Below are 18,352 nucleotides of genomic sequence, written 5' to 3'. Positions count from 1 at the left end.
CGGGATGATTTAGAGGGCTTTCGGGGCTATCCGGGCACACACACTAGGAGGCTGAACCCGCCACAGCCGCGGTAGAAACTGCCGCCGCGGGAGCCTCAGAAGCGGGTGCCAAAGCCGCCCCAGAAGCCGGGGCGCTTGCCCCTTCCGAAGCGGGTGCCGAAGCACTCGCCGCTACCGCAGAGGGAGCAACAGAAGCACTCGGCGCGGTCGAACGGTTCGCAATCGCCGCCGCCGCGGCGTCCACGCGTTCCTTCGCGGCGGGTAGTGCATCCGAGCCGCCCAGGTCGTTCAGAATAATCGCGAAAATCAGGCGGGTGCCGTTGGGCCGGGTCGCCACACCGCACAGCGAAGACACCGTGTACAGGGTGCCGGTCTTCGCCTGCACAAAAGTGCGCGCGTGCACGGCGTTCGCCGCACCAAAACGACCGGACAGAGTGCCGCTCACGCCCGCGACCGGGAACGTGCTCATCAGCTGCTCCGCATGCTCATCAGCATTCAGCAGAGCCACAACCTGCACGAGGGTTCGGGCGGTCACGCGGTCCGTCAACGACATGCCGCACACGTCTGCCTGCACCAGGTTTTCAATGTTCACGCCGGCATCCACGAGTGCCTGGCGCACGGTCTGCTGTGCCGCCTCGCCGCTGCCTTCCTTACCTGCGGCAATGGCGGCGCAACGACCGAGCACCTCGGCGAGAGCGTTGTCGGATTCGAGCATCATGTGCTGTGCCTGCTCCAGCAGGGTTGCCGATTCGACCGCGGCGATTTCAACTGCTTCCGCGGAGGCGGTGCGGCGCTCCGCGAGGGTGAAGCTCATGCCGGATTCCTTGCCGACGGTGTTGAGTGCATCCACGAACGCCTGCTGGGCGGCAACCGCCGCATCGTCCGGGCGTACCGGGTTGCTAGCGGTGGACTTGCCCGGCACCGTGTGCGATTCGAGCGCAATGGGGTGAATGGGCGTGATCTGGCCGGACGCCACGTCCGCGTCATCCCAGCCGGGGTTCACGCCGGGGCCGGTGAAGAAGGTGCCGTCAAGGTAGACGGGCAGCGCCGCGGTCGGCTTCTCGCCCTCGTTCAGCGCCTTCACGGTCAGCTCGGCGAGGGTGGTCAGGCCTGCGCGTCCGACGATCTGCTTCGGGTTGGAGGCGCCCGCACCGAGCAGGGTGTCGCCGCCTGCCATGAGGTATAGTCCGGCGGCGTCGCGGGTGACGCGGGTGCGCAGGCGCGCCTGCAGGTTCGCGTAGCGGTTGAGTGCGAACAGGGTCAGCACCTTAAAAGTGGAGGCGGGCACGCGTGCGGTGTCGGCGTTGGCGGCGTACAGGTCGGCGGGTGCGGTGGTTGCCTTAATGCTGGGCAGGTTGCCGTCCATGCCGGTGACGAGCAGGCTGTACTGCGGGTAGGTGCCGTCCGCGAAGAGCGCGGTAAGAGCGGCACGTAGCTGTTCCTGCTCTGCTTCGGGCAGTGCGGGTGCGAGGGTCGGGGTGGCGCTCGGGGTTGCGGAGGCGGTCGCCTCGGCGGTGCCGGTGGGGCTGCCGGTTGCGCTGCCGGTGGGGCTTGCGGAACCTGCGGGGCGTTTCTGTTCGGTTGCGGCGGATCCGCAGGCGGTGAGGAGGAACATGCCGCCGAGGGTGAGGGCGGCGCGGCGGGTGAGGGTGGTGGTCTGGGTGTTGTGCTTGTTGGAAGGCATCTTTTGAGCATAGCGGGCGGATGGGGTGCCTATCGAATTTACGCGCCGGTGCTGGGATGCTCATGCCGCGCTTCTGCTGTCCCTCACAAACCCTATCTAGGCTGCCCAGTACGGCGGCGGGGTGTGCTGACAGGGTGTGCTGGCGGGCGCGGGACTAGGCGGAATGTTAACTGTGGTGTGAGCGTGGTAAATTACGCTGGTTTTGGCGCCGAATACGCGGTTTCGGTGTGCGTGAACGGGTTACAATGGGTGAGTTCAACACCTAACTTTCGCACCTTGCGCGCCGAAGTCGCCGCGAAAGTGACTCTAACTCACGAGAAAGAAGGTTCCGATGGAACTCGACGTCACTATTGAAATTCCCCGCGGCTCCCGCGTGAAGTACGAAGTGGACCACGAGACCGGCCGCCTGCGCCTGGACCGTGTGCTGTTCACCTCCATGCAGTACCCCACCGCTTACGGTTACTTCGAGAACACCCTCGGTGAGGACGGCGACCCGCTGGACGCAATGCTGATCCTGGATGTTGACGTTGTTCCCGGCGTGCTGGTTGAGTCCCGCCCGGTCGCAGTGTTCAACATGACCGACGAGGCTGGCGGCGACGCTAAGGTTCTGTGCGTTCCCACCGACAAGCGCTACGACCACATCAAGTCCCTGGCTGATGTTCCCGAGCAGCTGAAGGCTGAGATTCAGCACTTCTTCGAGCGTTACAAGGACCTGGAGCCCGGCAAGTGGGTTAAGGGCGAGGGCTGGGAAGACCTGGCTGCTGCTGAGAAGATGGTCCAGGAGGCTATCGACCGTTTCGCAGCTGAGGGTCACTAAGCTGCCGCACCGTTAGGTGCACCCGGTTTTGTAGGGGGCGTGTTCCCTGCATCTGGTTCGTGCGATTTTTCGTGCGTGCTGGAGGCGGTGGGCACGCCCCCTTTTGCTGCATCTTTCGCCTTTGTTGTGTCTTTCGCCGCATCTGCCTGCACGCCGGCGTAGTTGATTGCGCAGGGTGCAGATTCCGAGTACGTTCAAAGAAATTCACTCTTCTTCCGTTCTCACACCTTTCACCGAGGATAGAAAATGAAGAAACCCCTTTCAACCCGCGGCGCGGCGGCACTGTTGGCACTGGCTATGGGCTTCATGGGTCAGGGCGTGGCCCAGGCTGCGCATATTGATCCGAAACCTGCACAGCCTACTGAAGAACCCAAGGCTAATGTCAACTGTTTCGAAATGTACGGCGAATACGGCAGGAACGCTATGAACAGTTGGCAGTGGGCGGAGTGCGCCGGCCTGATTACGAAGGAGCAGGTTGCTGAGCTGGGCAACATCGATGAGTGGTCCCTGCCGAATGAGGTTATGACCATTTCGCGCGGCCGCTTACTGGAGTACCTGTATCAGCTGGCTGGCTCACCCGAGGTGAAGAACCTGCCGGAGAAGTCCCCGTACACCGACCTAACTCCGGGCGATGCACGCTATAAGGTTGCTATTTGGGCGACCCGAGTGGGCTTGACTACCGGTTGGTCTGATGGTTCCTTCCACTACGACACTCCGGCGAGCCGCGGCGCCTACTTCACCTTCCTTTATCGTGCTGCGGGTAGCCCCAAGGTAACTCTGGAGCCCCTGGGTAAGGCGAATGCTGCACGATATAAGAAGCGTTTTGCCCCCATTAAGCGGGGTAGTGAGTTGCACCGAGCAATGAGCTGGGCGTACCAGCATGCAATGGCGAAGCGGGAGGATTATGACCTGCCTATGAACTTCAACTACCCCAGCGCCGATTACGTGACATGGGACGCCTACAGGGTGCCGGATTTCTACTTCGCTTCGCACCGCACTATTTTTATTCCTCTTATGATTCTGGATAGTCACGAGGAGTTGGCGCCCATTGTGGCTCGTCTGCAGTCGCTGTCCTAGCGGCAGGTGAGCGGAGGGCTTGCTGGGGACGTGTTCCCTGCATCTGGTTCGTGCGAGTTTTCGTGCGTGCTGGAGGCGGTGGGCACGCCCCCTTTTGCTGTGCTCCTTGATTGTGTTCGGGGGTTCCGTGGAAGGACATGTGTAACCGAACTATTCTTCGGAAAATAGCCTCAGAGCACCCCTGGGAGTGCTATTATGGGCATATTACGAAGAATAGTTCGTATAACATGAGGTTCTGCAGCGGTGAGGAGGAAACCCCTATGGCATTCGACGCAATGGGGTTCGCACAGGAATTTGGCGCCCAGGTTCGCGCCGTCCGCAAGTACGAAAAAATCACCCAAATGGAGTTGGCGTGGATGGTCGGGCTCAGCGATAAAACAATCCGCGATATTGAGCGTGGGCTACCCGGGCCGTCAATTGGTGCGGTCCTCAAGGTCGCCCAAGAGCTCGGCATCGAGCTGGCCATCACCAACCCCCTCACCTAACCCCTCCCGCACGCCTATATAAAGGAACCACCATGCAGAATGGACGCGCAGGACGCCTGCACCCCGCCGTCGGCACTGCCCGCCGCCACCTTGCCGCCGCCCTCGAAAAGCTCCTCGGCGCCGGAAGCATCAAAGCCACCGGACGCTCCCGCACCGCCTCCACCCCGGACGCCGCCGACCTGCCCCTGCTCCTGGTCGCCTGTAGCGGCGGCCCCGACTCCCTCGCCCTGGCGGCAATTGCCGCGCACTTCGCCCGCCGCGGCGACGTGCGCGTAGGTGCCATCATCGTCGACCACGACCTGCAAGAAGACTCCGCCGAGGTTGCTGAGCGCACCGCACAGACCCTCACCGACCTGGGGATTCACCCCGTCATCACCGAAAAAGTGCAGGTTCCCGTCGGCAACATGGGCCCCGAAATGGCGGCACGTACCGCCCGCTACACCGCCTTCACGAAAGCCGTCGAAGCGACCGGCGCCCGCGCCGTACTGCTCGGCCACACCCTCGACGACCAAGCAGAAACCGTCCTACTCGGCCTAAGCCGCGGCTCCGGTACGCGCTCCCTGGCGGGCATGCCGCCCGTGCGCGTCGAAGAGGGCGTCACCTACCTGCGCCCCTTCCTCGGCCTGCGCCGCGCCGACATGCTCGACATCTGCGACGCCGAAACCCTCACCCCCTGGATTGACCCGACCAACGCCGACCAGTCCCTCATGCGTGCCCGCATCCGCCACAGCGTGCTGCCCTACCTGGAGGAGCACCTCGGCGGGGACGTTGCCCGCTCCCTGGCGCGCACCGCCTCCGTAGCTGGCCCGGACGCCGAATACCTCGACGAGCAGGCTCGCGAAGCCTTCGAACGGCTGCTGCTGCCCGCCGGAATCGCAGTGCGCGGTATTGAACGTGAAGACGCCGTGCTGCTTGACCGCGTGCGCACCGCCGAGCTGCATCCGGCGCTTCGCCTACGTGTGCTTGCGGCCGCCTGCAAGGCTGCCGGGGGAGAGAACCCCGGCTTCGAACGCCTGCAGGCGCTGGACTCGTTCGCCGCCGAATACGCGGTAGCCGGGCCCGTTCAGATGCCCGGTCACGTGAGCGCGTACCGCCGCCGCAAAATTGTGCACCCGGCAACCGGTGAACGCCTGGACGTGCTTGTATTAGTGCCAACTCGACCTTAACTAGGTGCCCAGCTAGGTGCCCGTGGAAGCATCCTCAGCACACACTATCTGCGTGGTGAGGTGCGCCGCGGCGCCGTTTTAAGCCATACTTAAGGCGAACACCATCCACATTATCCGCTGTGGGAAGGCATGAAACCCCGCCCCCGGGGCCCCGGCGGAGGCGCAGAGCGTCTAAAAGAATACGAAGGAATACATCGTGCAGGCTATCGACGTGCAGGACGATATCAAGAACGTTCTCTTCAGCAAGGAAGAGATTAATGCGAAGGTCGCCGAACTGGCGGCGCGCATCGACGAAGACTACGCCGGTAAGGACGTGCTGTTGGTGGGTGTTCTCAAGGGCGCCATCATGATCATGGCTGACCTTTCCCGCGCTCTCAAGGGCCACTACACCATGGACTGGATGGCTGTTTCTTCTTACGGTTCCGGCACCAAGTCCTCCGGCGTTGTGCGTATCCTCAAGGACCTGGACACCGACTTGGTGGGCCGCAACGTCCTGATCGTTGAAGACATCATTGACTCCGGTCTGACCCTGGCGTGGCTGCAGCAGAACCTGATTTCTCGCGGTGCAGCTTCCGTTGAGATTTGCACTCTGCTGCGCAAGCCCAAGGTCGTCAAGGCTGACGTTGAGGTCAAGTACGTCGGTTGGGACATCGAGCCCGAGTTCGTTGTTGGTTACGGCCTGGACTTCGCTGAGAAGTACCGCAACCTGGACTGCGTCGCAACCCTGCACCCGCACGTTTACTCCTAAGCCTTCACCTCAGCAACCATGCTGTAGGTGGTGACGCCCCGCCTCCTCACGCTTGTGGGGGAGCGGGGCGTTGCTGTACCCGCCGGTGGATGTACGTGGAGGCGGATGTACCCGCCGCGGAAGATGCACTTTCACCCCCGCCGAGTGCTACAACCCTTTAGCCCGCAGGTGAAATAGAGAAGCCCGGTACCTAGCCGCCCGCCGGGGTAGGGTACATTTAAGGTTGCATCGTTGGGTGTTCCGGCTGGCATGCCGCAACCCCCGACGGGTTACAGCCGCAACGTAAGGACAAAGCATTGGCGCAAAACCCCAATACTCCGCAGAAAGGCTCGGAGGGCTTCCTGAAGAAGCTGATTAACGGCCCCTGGTTCTGGCCGGGCGCAGCCGTCATCATCATGTTGGCTTTCCTCATGACCTCCCTCTTCACTCAGCCCTCGCGTCAGGTGGACACCAACGTGGGTCTTCAGCTGCTCAACGACCACCAGGTCAAGAGCGCAAAGATCTACGACGGCGACCAGCGCGTCGAGCTGCAGCTTAAGGACGACTACAAGAAGGGCAACGACAACTACGGTAAGTCGGTGCGCTTCTACTACGTGCAGCCCCGCGGCGAAGAAGTTGCTAAGGCAATGGAATCCGCCGAACTGGAAAGCTACACGGACCAGCCGGTTGAGCACAGCTTCCTGGGCTCCCTGATGTCCCTGCTTCTGCCGATTCTGCTCTTTGGTGCGCTCTTCTGGTTCCTGATGGGACGAGTCGGAGGCGGCTCCTCCGTCATGAGCTTCTCCAAGTCCCGCGCGAAGAAGTTCACCAAGGACAAGCCGGAAGTCCGCTTCAGCGACGTCGCCGGCGTGGACGAGGCGCTCGCCGAACTGGAAGAAGTCCGCGAGTTCCTGGCTGAACCCGAAAAGTTCACCCGCCTGGGTGCAAAGATCCCCAAGGGCGTTCTGCTGTACGGCCCTCCCGGCACCGGTAAGACCCTGCTCGCCAAGGCTGTGGCGGGCGAGGCTGGCGTGCCGTTCTACTCGATTTCTGGCTCTGACTTCGTTGAAATGTTCGTGGGTGTGGGTGCGTCCCGCGTGCGCGACCTGTTCAAGGAAGCGAAGAGCGACCCCGCCGCCATCGTCTTTGTTGACGAGATTGACGCTGTTGGCCGCCGCCGCGGCGTCGGCATGGGCGGCGGCAACGATGAGCGTGAGCAGACCCTGAACCAGCTGTTGGTTGAGATGGACGGCTTTGACGGCAACTCGAACGTCATCGTCATTGCGGCAACGAACCGACCCGATGTTCTGGACCCGGCACTGCTGCGTCCCGGCCGTTTTGACCGCCAGATTGGTGTGGACGCCCCCGACATGCAGGGCCGCGAACACATCCTGCGCGTTCACGCCGCAGGCAAGCCAATCGCTAACACCGTTGACCTGGCTCAGGTTGCTAAGCGCACCCCCGGCTTCACCGGTGCTGACCTGGCGAACGTCATGAACGAGGCGGCTCTGCTGACCGCCCGCGATAACGGCAACGTGATTGACGACCGCGCTATCGACGAGGCAATCGACCGCGTCATGGCTGGTCCGCAGCGTTCTTCGCGCATCATGAACGAGCACGAGCGTAAGGTCACCGCATACCACGAGGGCGGTCACGCCCTGGTCGCGGCTGCACTGCGTAACTCCGCACCCGTCACCAAGATCACGATTCTTCCGCGTGGCCGCGCCCTGGGTTACACCATGGTTATGCCGCAGGACGACAAATACTCCACGACCCGCCACGAACTGCTCGACCAGATGGCGTACGCGATGGGTGGCCGTGCGGCTGAGGAGATTGTCTTCCACGACCCGTCGACCGGTGCGTCTAACGACATTCAGAAGGCGACCGACACCGCCCGTAAGATGGTCACCGACTACGGTATGAGCTCCGTGATTGGTTCCGTGAAGCTCGGCGGCGAAGACACCGAACCGTTCCTCGGTGGTGGCGGCGCTTCGGCACGCAACTACTCGGACGAGACCGCGGCAAAGGTTGACGCTGAGATTCGCACCCTGCTGGAGCAGGCACACGACGAGGCATTCGAGATCCTGGTGGAAAACCGCGACGTACTCGACCGCCTGGCGTTCGCCCTGCTCGAGAAGGAAACCCTGCTCGAGAACGAGATTGCCGAAATCTTCAAGGACGTGCGCAAGCGCCCCGAGCGTGAGTACTGGTACTCCAAGCCGACCCGTGAACGCACCGACATTCCGCCGGTGAAGGCACCGAGCGAGCTGGCTCAGGAGGCGCAGAAGGCTGAGGAAGCACCTGCCGAGGCACCGACTGTCCCCGTAGCGCCGACTGCTCCTGTAGCACCGGCTGCACCCGCGCAGCAGGTTCCGACCCAGCAGGCACCGGTAGCACCTACGCAGCCGTTGCCGCCTCAGGCGCCCCTCAGCGACCCGGACGCCGACCCGACCGTCGCAATGCCCACCCAGCAGTACCCGAACTACCCCGCCCCTCCGGCGCAGCGCCCGGAGAACGGCACCCCGAACCAGAATGGAGCAGAGAATGAGCGAGGCTAAGAACGCCGTCGACCAGCCGCGTATTGAGGCTGCCGTCCGTGAGATTCTGCTCGCGATCGGTGAGGACCCGGACCGTGACGGCCTGCAGCAGACCCCGGCTCGCGTGGCGCGTGCTTACGCGGAGTTCTTCTCGGGCCTGCACCAGGACGCCGGCGAGATTCTGGGTACGACCTTCGACATTGCGCACTCTGAGATGGTGCTCGTGAAGGACATCCCGTTCTACTCGACCTGTGAGCACCACCTGGTGCCGTTCCACGGCGTGGCGCATGTGGGTTACATCCCGGGCCCGGACGGTAAGGTGACCGGCCTGAGCAAGCTCGCCCGCGTGGTGGATATGTACGCTCGCCGCCCGCAGGTGCAGGAGCGTCTGACCACTCAGGTGGTGGAGGCTCTGGAGGAGCACCTGAACCCGCGCGGCGCGATTGTGGTGATTGAGGCTGAGCACATGTGCATGTCGATGCGCGGTGTGCGTAAGCCGGGCGCGAAGACCGTGACCAGCGCGGTACGCGGTGCGCTGATGAACAGCGCAACCCGTGCGGAGGCGATGAGCCTGATCTTCTCGCAGCGCTAAGCACATAGCTATATGACAGGGGCAGGATTCTAAGGAATCCTGCCCCCTGCGCTGTGCGGTCGCATCTGTTGGGCTGTATGACGAGAGCCCTTGCGTGAAGAGCATCATCAGCTGTAGAGTAGTACCACTAGTACCGGCACCACTCCTTCGGGAGTACAGGACCGGTCTTCTTTTTAACAACGCTACATATCGCGTTCTTTACGTACCGTTGTTAGCGCAAGCATGGCTGTTCCTCGCCTCATCTGAAACGAAACAACCGCGACCGGTTCCTCCCCTCATGGGTCCAGGACCGGTCATCGTTTTTAAATGATTGCCTTAGCAATACAGATGGCTTACATGTCGTGTAGGTACACCCTTAATATCCTTATATTGATATTATTAAAGAGTTCCAATGATGAAACGACATTAAGTAATGGATAGTGCATGCCTTCAATCGTAAAACCATTTAAAACATATGAACAGCAGGTTGGAATCTTGCGGCAGCGAGGTATGCTCGTAGGTTCGCAAGAACGTGCTGTTCATGTCCTCGAGCGTGTTAGTTACTACCGTCTGAGTGGTTACTACTATTCGTTTCGGCGGTCGTCGGGAAGCGGGCAGCGCTTGGATACTTTCGTGCCCGGAACGGTCTTTGAAGATATTGTGGCCCTGTATGAATATGACTGTAATCTTCGGTCTATTGCGTTTTCGTACTTCTCGCAGTTTGAGGTGTATTTGCGGTCCCGCCTAGGGAATTTACTGGGGGAAGTGGACCCTCTCATATACGAGGATGAAGCCCGATGTGACCTTCAAGGTAGTAAAAGGCGCACTGCTTGGAATAGATTCACGAGAAAAAGCGAACAACTTATTCGTACTTCCGAAGAGGAATTCGTGAAGCATCACCGTGAACAATACGGCGGGAAGTTGCCTGTGTGGGTGGTGGTGGAAGTTCTAGATCTAGGGGCTCTGCAGAATCTGTATTTGGTCTCCCCGCCAAATATTCGGCGAGATATCGCGAAAGCTCTGGGGTGTACTGACCCCCAACTGGAAACCTGGATTAACTCGCTACGGGTAATGCGCAATATTTGTGCGCATCAAAGTAGGTTCTACAATAAGCTGCACCCAGAGCCTCGCTTGCCGCGTGTGTTGAGAGGCGGAAGAGTTGAGAGCCCTGAAATCCGTGAGGTTGTTGACCTATTTGGTGTGCCACAGGCTGAAGAGAACCATAAGATGTGTAAAACCTTCGGCATGCTCACCCTCCTCAAATATCTGATGGATCAGGGTGGAATCGGAGACACGGAATCTCTAACGCGGATCCTGAAGGAGCGTCCTAATATTTCCGTTCCTGGAGTTGATATCTCCCGGGCAATGGGTATACCGCAAGGGTGGGAAGAAACCCGTTTGTGGAGCTAAATTATTCACCGCCTATAGACACGCTAAAAGGGGTGGAGGTGAAAACCTCCGCCCCTTTTAGCATCGCCAAAGTGCTCCGAGAGTGTGTTTGAGCCGGGTGCCTTCCGCGGCCGTGGCGGCGCCGATAACGCCGTACCGCAGAAGCTAGAAAAGCCCCGCTGCTAACGCTGCAGGCGACCCTTCGCCTCGCTCGGATCATCCCAACCCAGGGCAAGCGTCACGATCAAGCCCACGGCAATGAAACCGCAACCGGTTGCGGTACCGAAAGCAATCCAGCGCACGGCGGGAGCACCTTCAGCGAGCACAATAGTCACCAGCGCGGCAAGAGCCACCAGGGAGAGAATCCAAGCTCCGGTCTTCATGTTCACAATGAGTCACTTCCTAGAGTATGTATGTGTAGGTGCGCGCCGCCGACCGGGAACGCACCCGGCACGGTATGCGTGCCCTCCCAGCATACCCTTAAATAAGTATCTGCAATGCAAATATTGCGCGCCGTGTCCCCAGAAACACCCCCATCACTGTCCCAACCCCACCCCGTCACAGCGGCAAACTCCACCGCACCGCAGATTCGGTACGATTAAAACCATGACCGAATCCACACACACCACCCGTGTAGCATCCCTGCCCTGCGACGCGCTCGCCGCCGAACGCACCCTCGTGATGGGCATCCTCAACGTCACCCCCGACTCCTTCAGCGACGGCGGACAGCACTACGCCGCCACCGACGCTATCGCCCGCGCCGCCCGCATGATTGCCGAGGGCGCCTCCATTATCGACATTGGCGGCGAGTCCACCCGCCCCGGTGCCGTGCGCATCAGCGTGGAGGAGGAGCAGCGCCGCATCCTACCCGTTATCGAGGCGGTCGCGCAGATGGGCACGACCATCAGCGTTGACACCATGAACCCGCAGACCGCCCGCGCCGCCATCGCCGCCGGTGCCCACATCATCAACGACGTGTCCGGTCTGAGCGTGAGCGATGAAATGATTGAAACCGCCGCTGAACTGCAGGTGCCGTACATCTTCATGCACGCGCGCGGCACCTCCCAGACCATGGACAGCCTGGCGGAGTACCCGCGCGGCGTGGTCACCGAGGTCGTGGAGGAGCTGACCGGTCTGCGTGAGCGTTTCCTTGCAGCCGGTGTGCTGCCGCAGAACCTGATTCTTGATCCGGGTCTGGGCTTCGCGAAGGGCGGCATGCAGGACTGGGAGCTGCTCGCCGCCATTGACGAGCTGCAGGGCCTGGGCCACCGCCTGCTCATTGCCGGTTCCCGCAAGCGTTTTATCGCCAACGCCCTCACGGCGGCGGATATGGCACTGGCTGAGCGCCTGAACGCGAGCGGCTTCACCGCAACCGATGCGGGTGAGGCGGAACGCGAACTGTGGCAGTCGCTGTCGGAGCCGCGCCCGGCGGAGCACCGTGCCGCAGCCTCTGCGGCGGTGACTGCCCTGGTGGCGGCGCGCGGCGTGTGGGCGGTGCGCGTGCACGACGTGCCCGCCAGCGTGGATGCGGTGACGGTCGCCTCTGCACTGCGTTCTGTTAGCTAGAACCACCACCCGCAACCGCCGACTACCCGAATACCCTCTAGGAGACCCCAATGACCCAGACAGATTACGCCCGCCACGACCGCATCACCCTCACCGGCATTGCCGCTAAGGGCTACCACGGCGTGCTCGATTTTGAGAAGCGCGACGGCCAGCCCTTCGTCGTGGACGCGACCCTGTACAGCGATTTCTCCGCCGCAGCCGCGACGGATGACCTGACGAAGACCACGAACTACGCGCTGGTGGTGGACCTGATTCACCGCCACATTACGAACGGTTCGCTGGACCTGATTGAGACTCTTGCCGTGAATATTGCCGAGGGTATCCTCGCGATGTTTGAGCACGTTGAGGCGGTGGAGATTACCGTGTCGAAGCCGCAGGCGCCGATTGAGTTGCCGTTCGGTAACGTGGCGGTGAGCGCGTTCCGTGAGCGTGCTACTGAGGGCGGCCGCTAGTGGCGGGCACCCAGAAACCGGTTGCTCAGAAGCCCGATACGCAGGAGCACCGCGCGGTGTTGGCGTTGGGCTCGAATCTGGGCGAAAGCGAAGACACCCTGGAGCGTGCCGTCGCCGACCTGGTGGCGGGAGGCGTGCAGCTGGTGCGCGCCTCCGGGCTGTACCGTACCGCCCCGGTGGGTGGCCCGGTGGGTCAGCCGGATTTCGTGAATGCGGTCATTGAGGTGACCACTGACCTGGGTGCTTACGAGCTGCTGGCACTGTGTAACGCGGTGGAGGCGGCGCATCACCGTGAGCGCCTGGTGCGTTGGGGTCCGCGCACCCTCGATATTGACGTGATTGACTATGACGGCGTGATTTCTGAGGATCCGGTGCTGACTCTGCCGCATCCGCGGGCGCAGGAGCGTGCTTTTGTGCTGGTGCCGTGGGCGCAGATGGACCCCCAGGCGCGCCTGACGGTCACGCATCGTGCGGAGCCTTCGGGGGAGCGTGCCGATGAGGTTCCCGCGCCGCTGAGCCGCGAGGTCGTGAGCGTTGCGGAACTGTCCCGCACGCTGGTTGAGGCGGATGAAGACGCTATCAGCTATATGCGTGAGATGAAGGTACCTGATTAGCCTTAAATGTGGCACTCTGGAAGGTAGAGGAACCTACCGAAAGGAAACACCATGAAGCCCCTGAGCTATCGGGCGATTATTGTGGCGGTGGTGTGCGCTGCCGCTGTCGCTCTTATGGTGAATTCCGTGATGATTGGCGCCGGTTTTGGTGAGCTGAATTTTTCGTGGATGCTCGGCACGGTGTGCCTGCTGGTTGCGGCGGGTGCCGTGTGGCTGGGTGTGCAGGTGGCTCGTTATCGTCGTATTCAGACGCGTGAGAAGGTGCCGCATATGGGCCCGATTCTTGCGGCGCGTGCGGTGGCGTATGCGCAGGGTTCCATCATGACCGGTGCCCTCTTGACGGGCTGGTGCGCTGCGATTCTTGGTTACCATCTGGCGATGGTGTCTGTGCGCGGTTTTTCGGTGGTCTTTTGGGAGGTTCTTGTTAATTGTGTGGGCAGTGTTGCCCTGCTGATTGCTGGCCTGTGGGCTCAGCATTGTTGTCGTATTCCGCCGGAGGATGATGAGGATGCGGCCTCCTCTTCCGGTGCTGTAAAGCCGCGAGAGGGAGGAACCTATGTCGGCTCCTAACCAGAATAGTTATTCGCCGAATGGCCAGTACGGGCAGGACGCCCAACAGGGTCAGTATGGTCAGAGCCAGCCTGCTCAGCAGAACCAGTACGGGCAGTACCAGCAGGCGGCTTACGGTCAGCCTGGTGCCCAGCATGGACAGCAAGCCCAGTACGGTCAGCAAACCCAGTACGGTCAGCAGGTTCCGCCCGCTGCCGCGTACCCGAACGCGCCTCAGCAGGTGCCCTCACAGCCGGCGCCTTCTCAGCCTGCTCAGCCGGTAAGCTCCCAGCCGGTGCCTTCTCAGCCGGTTACCTCGCAGCCCGTACCGGAGCCGCAGTGGGTGCCCGCCGCCTCCCGCTACCTGACGGTTCGTTTTGTTCACACTCTTTCTGCCCTGGCGCTCCCGATTCTTGTGGGTGTTGCCCTGTATTGTGCGGGTGCGTTCTTCGGCGGCCCGGAGGCGCTACGCATCGTCGGTCTGGTGGTGGTCGCGGTGTTTGGTCTGTGGGGTCTGTGGTGGATTCTGACCACGCCGCGCCGTACTCGCGCGCTCGGCTACGCGCTGGAGTCGAATCACCTGATGGCTCGTCGCGGTATCGTGTTCCGTTCGATGAGCTCCATGCCGTACGGTCGCATCCAGTATGTTGATGTGGATTCGGGTCCGCTGGAGCGCATGTGCGGTGTTGCCCGCCTGACGGTGCGCACCGCGGGTACGACCACCGGCACGATGGTGCTGTTTGGTATTCCGCTGAACGTGGCGGAGGAGCTGCGTGCGGATCTGGTGCGCCGCGCCGATGAGCGAATGGCGGCACTCTAATGAGTACCCCGGTTCCGAATAATAACGCCCCGAACTCTCATGAGCAGAAGTGGTGGCGTGCCGATATTCGCACGTTCATCATGAACCTCTGGTTCGTTATTCTGCTGGCGTTCGGCTTCTTCCAGAGCATCATCCTGAATATTCTGACGACCCCGCCGAACGAGTGGGGCGCGCGCCTGACACAGGCATTCGACGAGAACAGCAGCTATTTCAGCGCAACGTACTCGCAGCTCATCGGCTTCGGTGTGCTCATGCTGATTCTGGTTGGCGGCTCGATTGATTGGTGGTTTACCCGCTACAGCCTGGACGATTTGGCGATTCACCGCCGTAGCGGTTTTCTGTTCAAGAAGAACCGCACGATCCGCCTGGAGAGCGTGCAGAGCGTGGACATTTCGCGTCCTCTGGTGGCGCGTCTGCTGGGCCTGTCGGAGCTTCGTTTTGAGGTGGCTGACGGCTCTTCGGAGGCGCTACACATCAAGTACGTTTCAGCCCGCAAGGCGGAGGTTCTGCGCCGTACCGCGATGGCGAGTATCAACCTGCTGCGTTCGGAGGCGGCTGGCCGCCCGGTCGACGTGCTGCCCGGCAGTATGCAGATTTCGGCGGAGCGCATGCCGGATGCGGATCAGCTGCATCAGCCGTTCGAGGCGTCCTACGAAGCCTCTTATGGCGCACCCGTGCAGGACGGCACCCAGCCCGCTAATCAGCAGATGGCACCTCAGCAGGGCGGCTACTCGCAGCCCGCACCCGAGCAGGGCATCCAGCAGCCCGGTACTCAGCAGCCCGGCGCATCCCGCCGCGGCGCTCGCATGCCGATGCCGACCCCGGCTGACCCCTCGCAGCCGCCGATTTTCCGCATCTCGAATATGCGTCTGATTGCCTCCATCATGCTGGAGCATCTGGTGTGGCTGGTACCCGTCGTGAGCCTCATGCTGGGTGCAGCCGTCATCGCTGCGGTGGTGAGCGGTGAGAGCCCGTTCTTCATTTTCATGGCGTTGCTACCCGGCACCTTCGTACCGCTGCTCGGTTACCTGGGTACGTTGTGGGCGCGTTTTGACGGTGCCGCGAACTTCAAAATCACCCCGAGCGGTCAGGGCGGTGTGACCCTGCGCTACGGTTTCACCGGTACGCACACCCAGAACGTGATGGTTGAGCGTATTCAGGCGCTGGTGGTGGAGCAGTCCATTCTGTGGCGTGTGTTCGGCTGGTACCGCATCAAGATGACCATTGCCGGTATTGGTGTTGAGCAGAACGATAACCAGAAGCTGGTGACCCGCAATATTGCCCTGCCGGTTGGTAACAGGCAGGAGGCGCTGATGGTGTTGCGTCTGCTGTTGCCCGCCCTGGATGAGGTGCAGGCGCAGGTGCTGCTGGATACCGCCGATGGTTCGTTGAAGCGTCAGCAGCCGCAGGTTCCGGCAATGATTGTGACGCCCTCTTCGGCGCGCTGGATGGACCTGCTCACCTGGAAGCGTAACGGCGTGACCACGGTCGGTTACACTGCCGGTTCGGTTCAGGCGACCACCCGCATTGATTCGGATGCGGCACGGGCGAGCGTTGGTGAGCATACGCAGGGCGACCTGCTGCTGATTCGTGGCGGCTGTTTCAACCGCACTCTGGCGATTGTTCCGGTCAGCCGTGTGCTGAGCGTGAGCTGGGGTCAGGGCCCGCTACAGCGTGCCTTCGGATGCGCGAGCGTGCATTTCGGTACGGTACCCGGCCCGGTGCGCACCCTCATGATGCACCTGCCGCCGCGCGTCTGCGAGGACCTGGTGTGGTTGATGACGGTTCGCCTGGAGGGTATCGAACCCTACTACCGCGTACCTGAGCCGGTACTGAGCGGGCGCCCCTAAGCCAGCCCGCTAGCTCAGCGAGACAACTAGCAAAACTGCAGAGCGCATCCTGCCGTCGGTCGTCTTCGTGACACCGGCGGCAGGGCCTGCGTGAAAGGGAGAATATACTTAAAGCCGTGATACAGCATTCAAAACCTGCGCGTTTGGGCATTGGAATTATTTCCGCCGGGAGGGTCGGCGCCGTCCTCGGCGCGGCTTTGCGCGCCTGCGAACACACGATTGTGGGTGTTCATGCGGTGTCTGAGGCTTCTCAGGAGCGTGCCGCGATGCTGCTTCCCGATGTGCCTCTGCTACCTGTGGAGCAGATTGCCGAACGTAGCGAATTGCTGATTCTTGCGGTTCCCGATGATGAGCTGCCGGGTCTTGTCACCTACCTGGCATCCTCGGGAAGTATTACCGCCGGTCAGATTCTGGTGCACACCTCCGGCCGCCACGGCACCGAGGTGCTCGCACCGGCGACCGCGCTGGGTGCTATCGGTTTGGCGATTCACCCCGCCATGACCTTCACCGGCATGTCCGTGGACCTGCAACGCCTAAACGGCACCTGCTTCGCCGTGACCGGTCCGGCGCCTTTCATCCCGATTGCTCAGGCACTCGTGGTGGAGATGGGCGGCGAACCCGTGCACGTTGCCGAGGCTGACCGAGCGCTCTACCACGCAGCCCTGGCGCACGCCGCGAACCACCTCGTGACCATCCTGGGTCAGTCCCAGCAGATGCTCGCCTCCATCGGTATTGAGGACCCGGCACGCTACATGGGGCCGCTCGTTCGAGCCGCCGTGGACAACGCGCTCGCCAGCGGCGAGGGTGCCCTGACCGGGCCCGTGGCACGCGGAGACGCAGGTACCGTGAAGGCTCACCTTCAGGCTCTGAATGAGTACTCAGAGCATGAGAAAACAGGTGATATTACAGACTCTTATGCCGCTCTGGCACACGCAACCGCAAAAAGAGCGCATAATAGAGGTTTGTTAAACGATGAACAACTGGGACGAATTGAGGATCTGCTGGGCGATTCTTCGGAATGCAACCACCCCGGCGATATTGATGATTCAACCCCCGAAAACAAGGAGTTCTCGTCATGACTGAGACTTCGAAGCCCCGAGTCGTGACCACCATTGCGGAGTTCCGCACGGCAATCACCGAATCCCTTGCCGCAGCGCAGGAGGAACTGGACCGGGCAGCCCGCCAGGAGGCGGAGCAGAACGGCACCGCAGTTCAGTACCAGAACGCATCCCTGGGCTACGTGCCCACCATGGGCGCCCTGCACGACGGCCACGCAACCCTGTTGCGTCGCGCCGCTGAACAGAATGATGTAGTGGTCGCCTCCATTTTCGTGAACCCGCTGCAGTTTGGCCCCGGCGAGGATTACGAAGCATACCCGCGCACCCTGGAGGCAGACGCTGCCCTGGCTGGTGCCGCCGGTGTTGACATTATTTTTGCCCCCGAGGTTGAAGAGATGTACCCCGACGGTGACCCGCTCATCCGCATTTCGAGCGGCGAGCTGGGCACCAAGTTTGAGGGTGCGACCCGTCCCGGCCACTTTGATGGCGTGCTGACCGTGGTCAATAAGTTCTTCAACATTATTCGCCCCGCTGCCGGTAACCACCCGGTGAACGCGTACTTCGGTCAGAAGGACGCTCAGCAGTACATCCTAATCCAGCGTATGGTGCACGATTTCAACCACGACGTGACCATGCGCCCTGTGGCGATTGTTCGCGACGATAACGGTCTGGCGCTGTCTTCGCGTAATAGCTACCTGTCGGATGAGGAGCGCGAGTCTGCCCTGGTGCTGTCCCGCACCCTGGCGATGCTGCGTGAGAATTCGCTGAACCGTGGCTTCCATGAGATTGATTTGGAGGGTGCGCGTGAGCGTATCAACTCCACTCCGGGTGTGCGCCTTGACTACCTGGAACTGGTCGACCCGATGACTTTCGGTGAGCCGACTGAGGAGTCGGAGCGAGTGCTGGCACTGGTTGCCGCGTTCGTTGGCCCGACCCGCCTGATTGACAACATGGACCTGCGCTAAGCGTTTGCGCGTTTAGAAGAGTCCC

General features: G+C 61.6%; 18 protein-coding genes. 16 read left to right on the top strand and 2 right to left on the bottom strand.

Annotated elements, in window-relative coordinates; translation table 11 throughout:
- Positions 1-43 precede the first annotated feature (43 nt).
- Positions 44-1,684 carry a D-alanyl-D-alanine carboxypeptidase/D-alanyl-D-alanine endopeptidase gene (gene dacB, locus AB8C10_RS00740; protein WP_368866513.1) on the bottom strand — a complete coding sequence of 547 codons (1,641 nt, stop codon included), beginning with the start codon at positions 1,682-1,684 and terminating at the stop codon, positions 44-46.
- A 331-nt stretch (positions 1,685-2,015) separates the two neighbouring features.
- Between dacB and ppa the strand changes: the two genes are divergently transcribed.
- The 8 genes from ppa to AB8C10_RS00700 all read left to right on the top strand — a co-directional run bounded on the left by ppa (position 2,016) and on the right by AB8C10_RS00700 (position 10,474).
- Entirely contained in the window at positions 2,016-2,501 is a 486-nt protein-coding gene (ppa, locus tag AB8C10_RS00735) for an inorganic diphosphatase (protein WP_005504328.1), read from the top strand.
- A gap of 246 nt (positions 2,502-2,747) precedes the next feature.
- Positions 2,748-3,578, top strand: coding sequence for a hypothetical protein (locus AB8C10_RS00730; RefSeq protein WP_368866512.1), 831 nt, complete (start codon positions 2,748-2,750; stop codon positions 3,576-3,578).
- A 260-nt stretch (positions 3,579-3,838) separates the two neighbouring features.
- On the top strand, positions 3,839-4,063 hold the full coding sequence (locus tag AB8C10_RS00725) for a helix-turn-helix domain-containing protein (protein WP_049326751.1): 225 nt from the start codon (positions 3,839-3,841) through the stop codon (positions 4,061-4,063).
- A gap of 32 nt (positions 4,064-4,095) precedes the next feature.
- Positions 4,096-5,229: a tRNA lysidine(34) synthetase TilS gene (gene tilS / locus AB8C10_RS00720; protein ID WP_368866511.1), complete on the top strand. Its 1,134-nt coding sequence runs from the start codon at positions 4,096-4,098 to the stop codon at positions 5,227-5,229.
- 196 nt (positions 5,230-5,425) lie between these two features.
- Complete coding sequence (gene hpt / locus AB8C10_RS00715; protein ID WP_005504342.1) at positions 5,426-5,977, top strand: hypoxanthine phosphoribosyltransferase; 552 nt, start codon at positions 5,426-5,428, stop codon at positions 5,975-5,977.
- A gap of 296 nt (positions 5,978-6,273) precedes the next feature.
- Positions 6,274-8,514 (top strand): ATP-dependent zinc metalloprotease FtsH, encoded by a 2,241-nt coding sequence (gene ftsH, locus AB8C10_RS00710; protein ID WP_368866510.1) that lies wholly within the window; start codon positions 6,274-6,276, stop codon positions 8,512-8,514.
- Complete coding sequence (folE, locus tag AB8C10_RS00705; RefSeq protein WP_368866509.1) at positions 8,501-9,085, top strand: GTP cyclohydrolase I FolE; 585 nt, start codon at positions 8,501-8,503, stop codon at positions 9,083-9,085. The genes ftsH and folE overlap by 14 nt, the downstream gene beginning before the upstream one ends.
- Before the next feature lie 423 nt (positions 9,086-9,508).
- Positions 9,509-10,474 carry an Abi family protein gene (locus AB8C10_RS00700; protein WP_368866508.1) on the top strand — a complete coding sequence of 322 codons (966 nt, stop codon included), beginning with the start codon at positions 9,509-9,511 and terminating at the stop codon, positions 10,472-10,474.
- A 161-nt stretch (positions 10,475-10,635) separates the two neighbouring features.
- Here the strand turns inward: AB8C10_RS00700 and AB8C10_RS00695 are convergent, their stop codons facing one another.
- A complete protein-coding gene (locus AB8C10_RS00695; protein WP_294627161.1) occupies positions 10,636-10,842 on the bottom strand; it encodes a hypothetical protein in 207 nt (68 codons plus the stop codon).
- Positions 10,843-11,059: 217 nt separating this feature from the next.
- Between AB8C10_RS00695 and folP the strand changes: the two genes are divergently transcribed.
- The 8 genes from folP (at position 11,060) to panC (ending at position 18,327) form a co-directional block, all read left to right on the top strand.
- Entirely contained in the window at positions 11,060-12,019 is a 960-nt protein-coding gene (folP, locus tag AB8C10_RS00690; protein ID WP_368866507.1) for a dihydropteroate synthase, read from the top strand.
- Between the two features lie 50 nt (positions 12,020-12,069).
- The gene (gene folB / locus AB8C10_RS00685; RefSeq protein ID WP_368866506.1) at positions 12,070-12,471 is read left to right on the top strand and encodes a dihydroneopterin aldolase; all 402 of its coding nucleotides are present in this window, start codon (positions 12,070-12,072) and stop codon (positions 12,469-12,471) included.
- Positions 12,471-13,085 (top strand): 2-amino-4-hydroxy-6-hydroxymethyldihydropteridine diphosphokinase, encoded by a 615-nt coding sequence (gene folK / locus AB8C10_RS00680; RefSeq protein ID WP_368866505.1) that lies wholly within the window; start codon positions 12,471-12,473, stop codon positions 13,083-13,085. The genes folB and folK overlap by 1 nt, the downstream gene beginning before the upstream one ends.
- 51 nt (positions 13,086-13,136) lie before the next feature.
- Positions 13,137-13,655: a DUF3180 domain-containing protein gene (locus AB8C10_RS00675; protein ID WP_368866504.1), complete on the top strand. Its 519-nt coding sequence runs from the start codon at positions 13,137-13,139 to the stop codon at positions 13,653-13,655.
- Positions 13,642-14,454 carry a PH domain-containing protein gene (locus AB8C10_RS00670; protein ID WP_368866503.1) on the top strand — a complete coding sequence of 271 codons (813 nt, stop codon included), beginning with the start codon at positions 13,642-13,644 and terminating at the stop codon, positions 14,452-14,454. Before AB8C10_RS00675 ends, AB8C10_RS00670 begins: the two co-directional genes overlap by 14 nt.
- Positions 14,454-16,304 (top strand): PH domain-containing protein, encoded by a 1,851-nt coding sequence (locus AB8C10_RS00665; protein ID WP_368866502.1) that lies wholly within the window; start codon positions 14,454-14,456, stop codon positions 16,302-16,304. Before AB8C10_RS00670 ends, AB8C10_RS00665 begins: the two co-directional genes overlap by 1 nt.
- Positions 16,305-16,420: 116 nt before the next feature.
- Positions 16,421-17,383 carry a Rossmann-like and DUF2520 domain-containing protein gene (locus AB8C10_RS00660; RefSeq protein WP_368866501.1) on the top strand — a complete coding sequence of 321 codons (963 nt, stop codon included), beginning with the start codon at positions 16,421-16,423 and terminating at the stop codon, positions 17,381-17,383.
- Positions 17,380-18,327 (top strand): pantoate--beta-alanine ligase, encoded by a 948-nt coding sequence (gene panC, locus AB8C10_RS00655; protein WP_005504364.1) that lies wholly within the window; start codon positions 17,380-17,382, stop codon positions 18,325-18,327. The genes AB8C10_RS00660 and panC overlap by 4 nt, the downstream gene beginning before the upstream one ends.
- The last annotated feature ends 25 nt before the right edge of the window (positions 18,328-18,352 follow it).

The organism is Rothia mucilaginosa (assembly GCF_964210535.1).
Lineage (GTDB): Bacteria > Actinomycetota > Actinomycetes > Actinomycetales > Micrococcaceae > Rothia > Rothia mucilaginosa_F.
The sequence above is the reverse complement of the archived record's forward strand: the minus strand, read 5'-3'. Positions and strand labels throughout refer to the sequence as shown.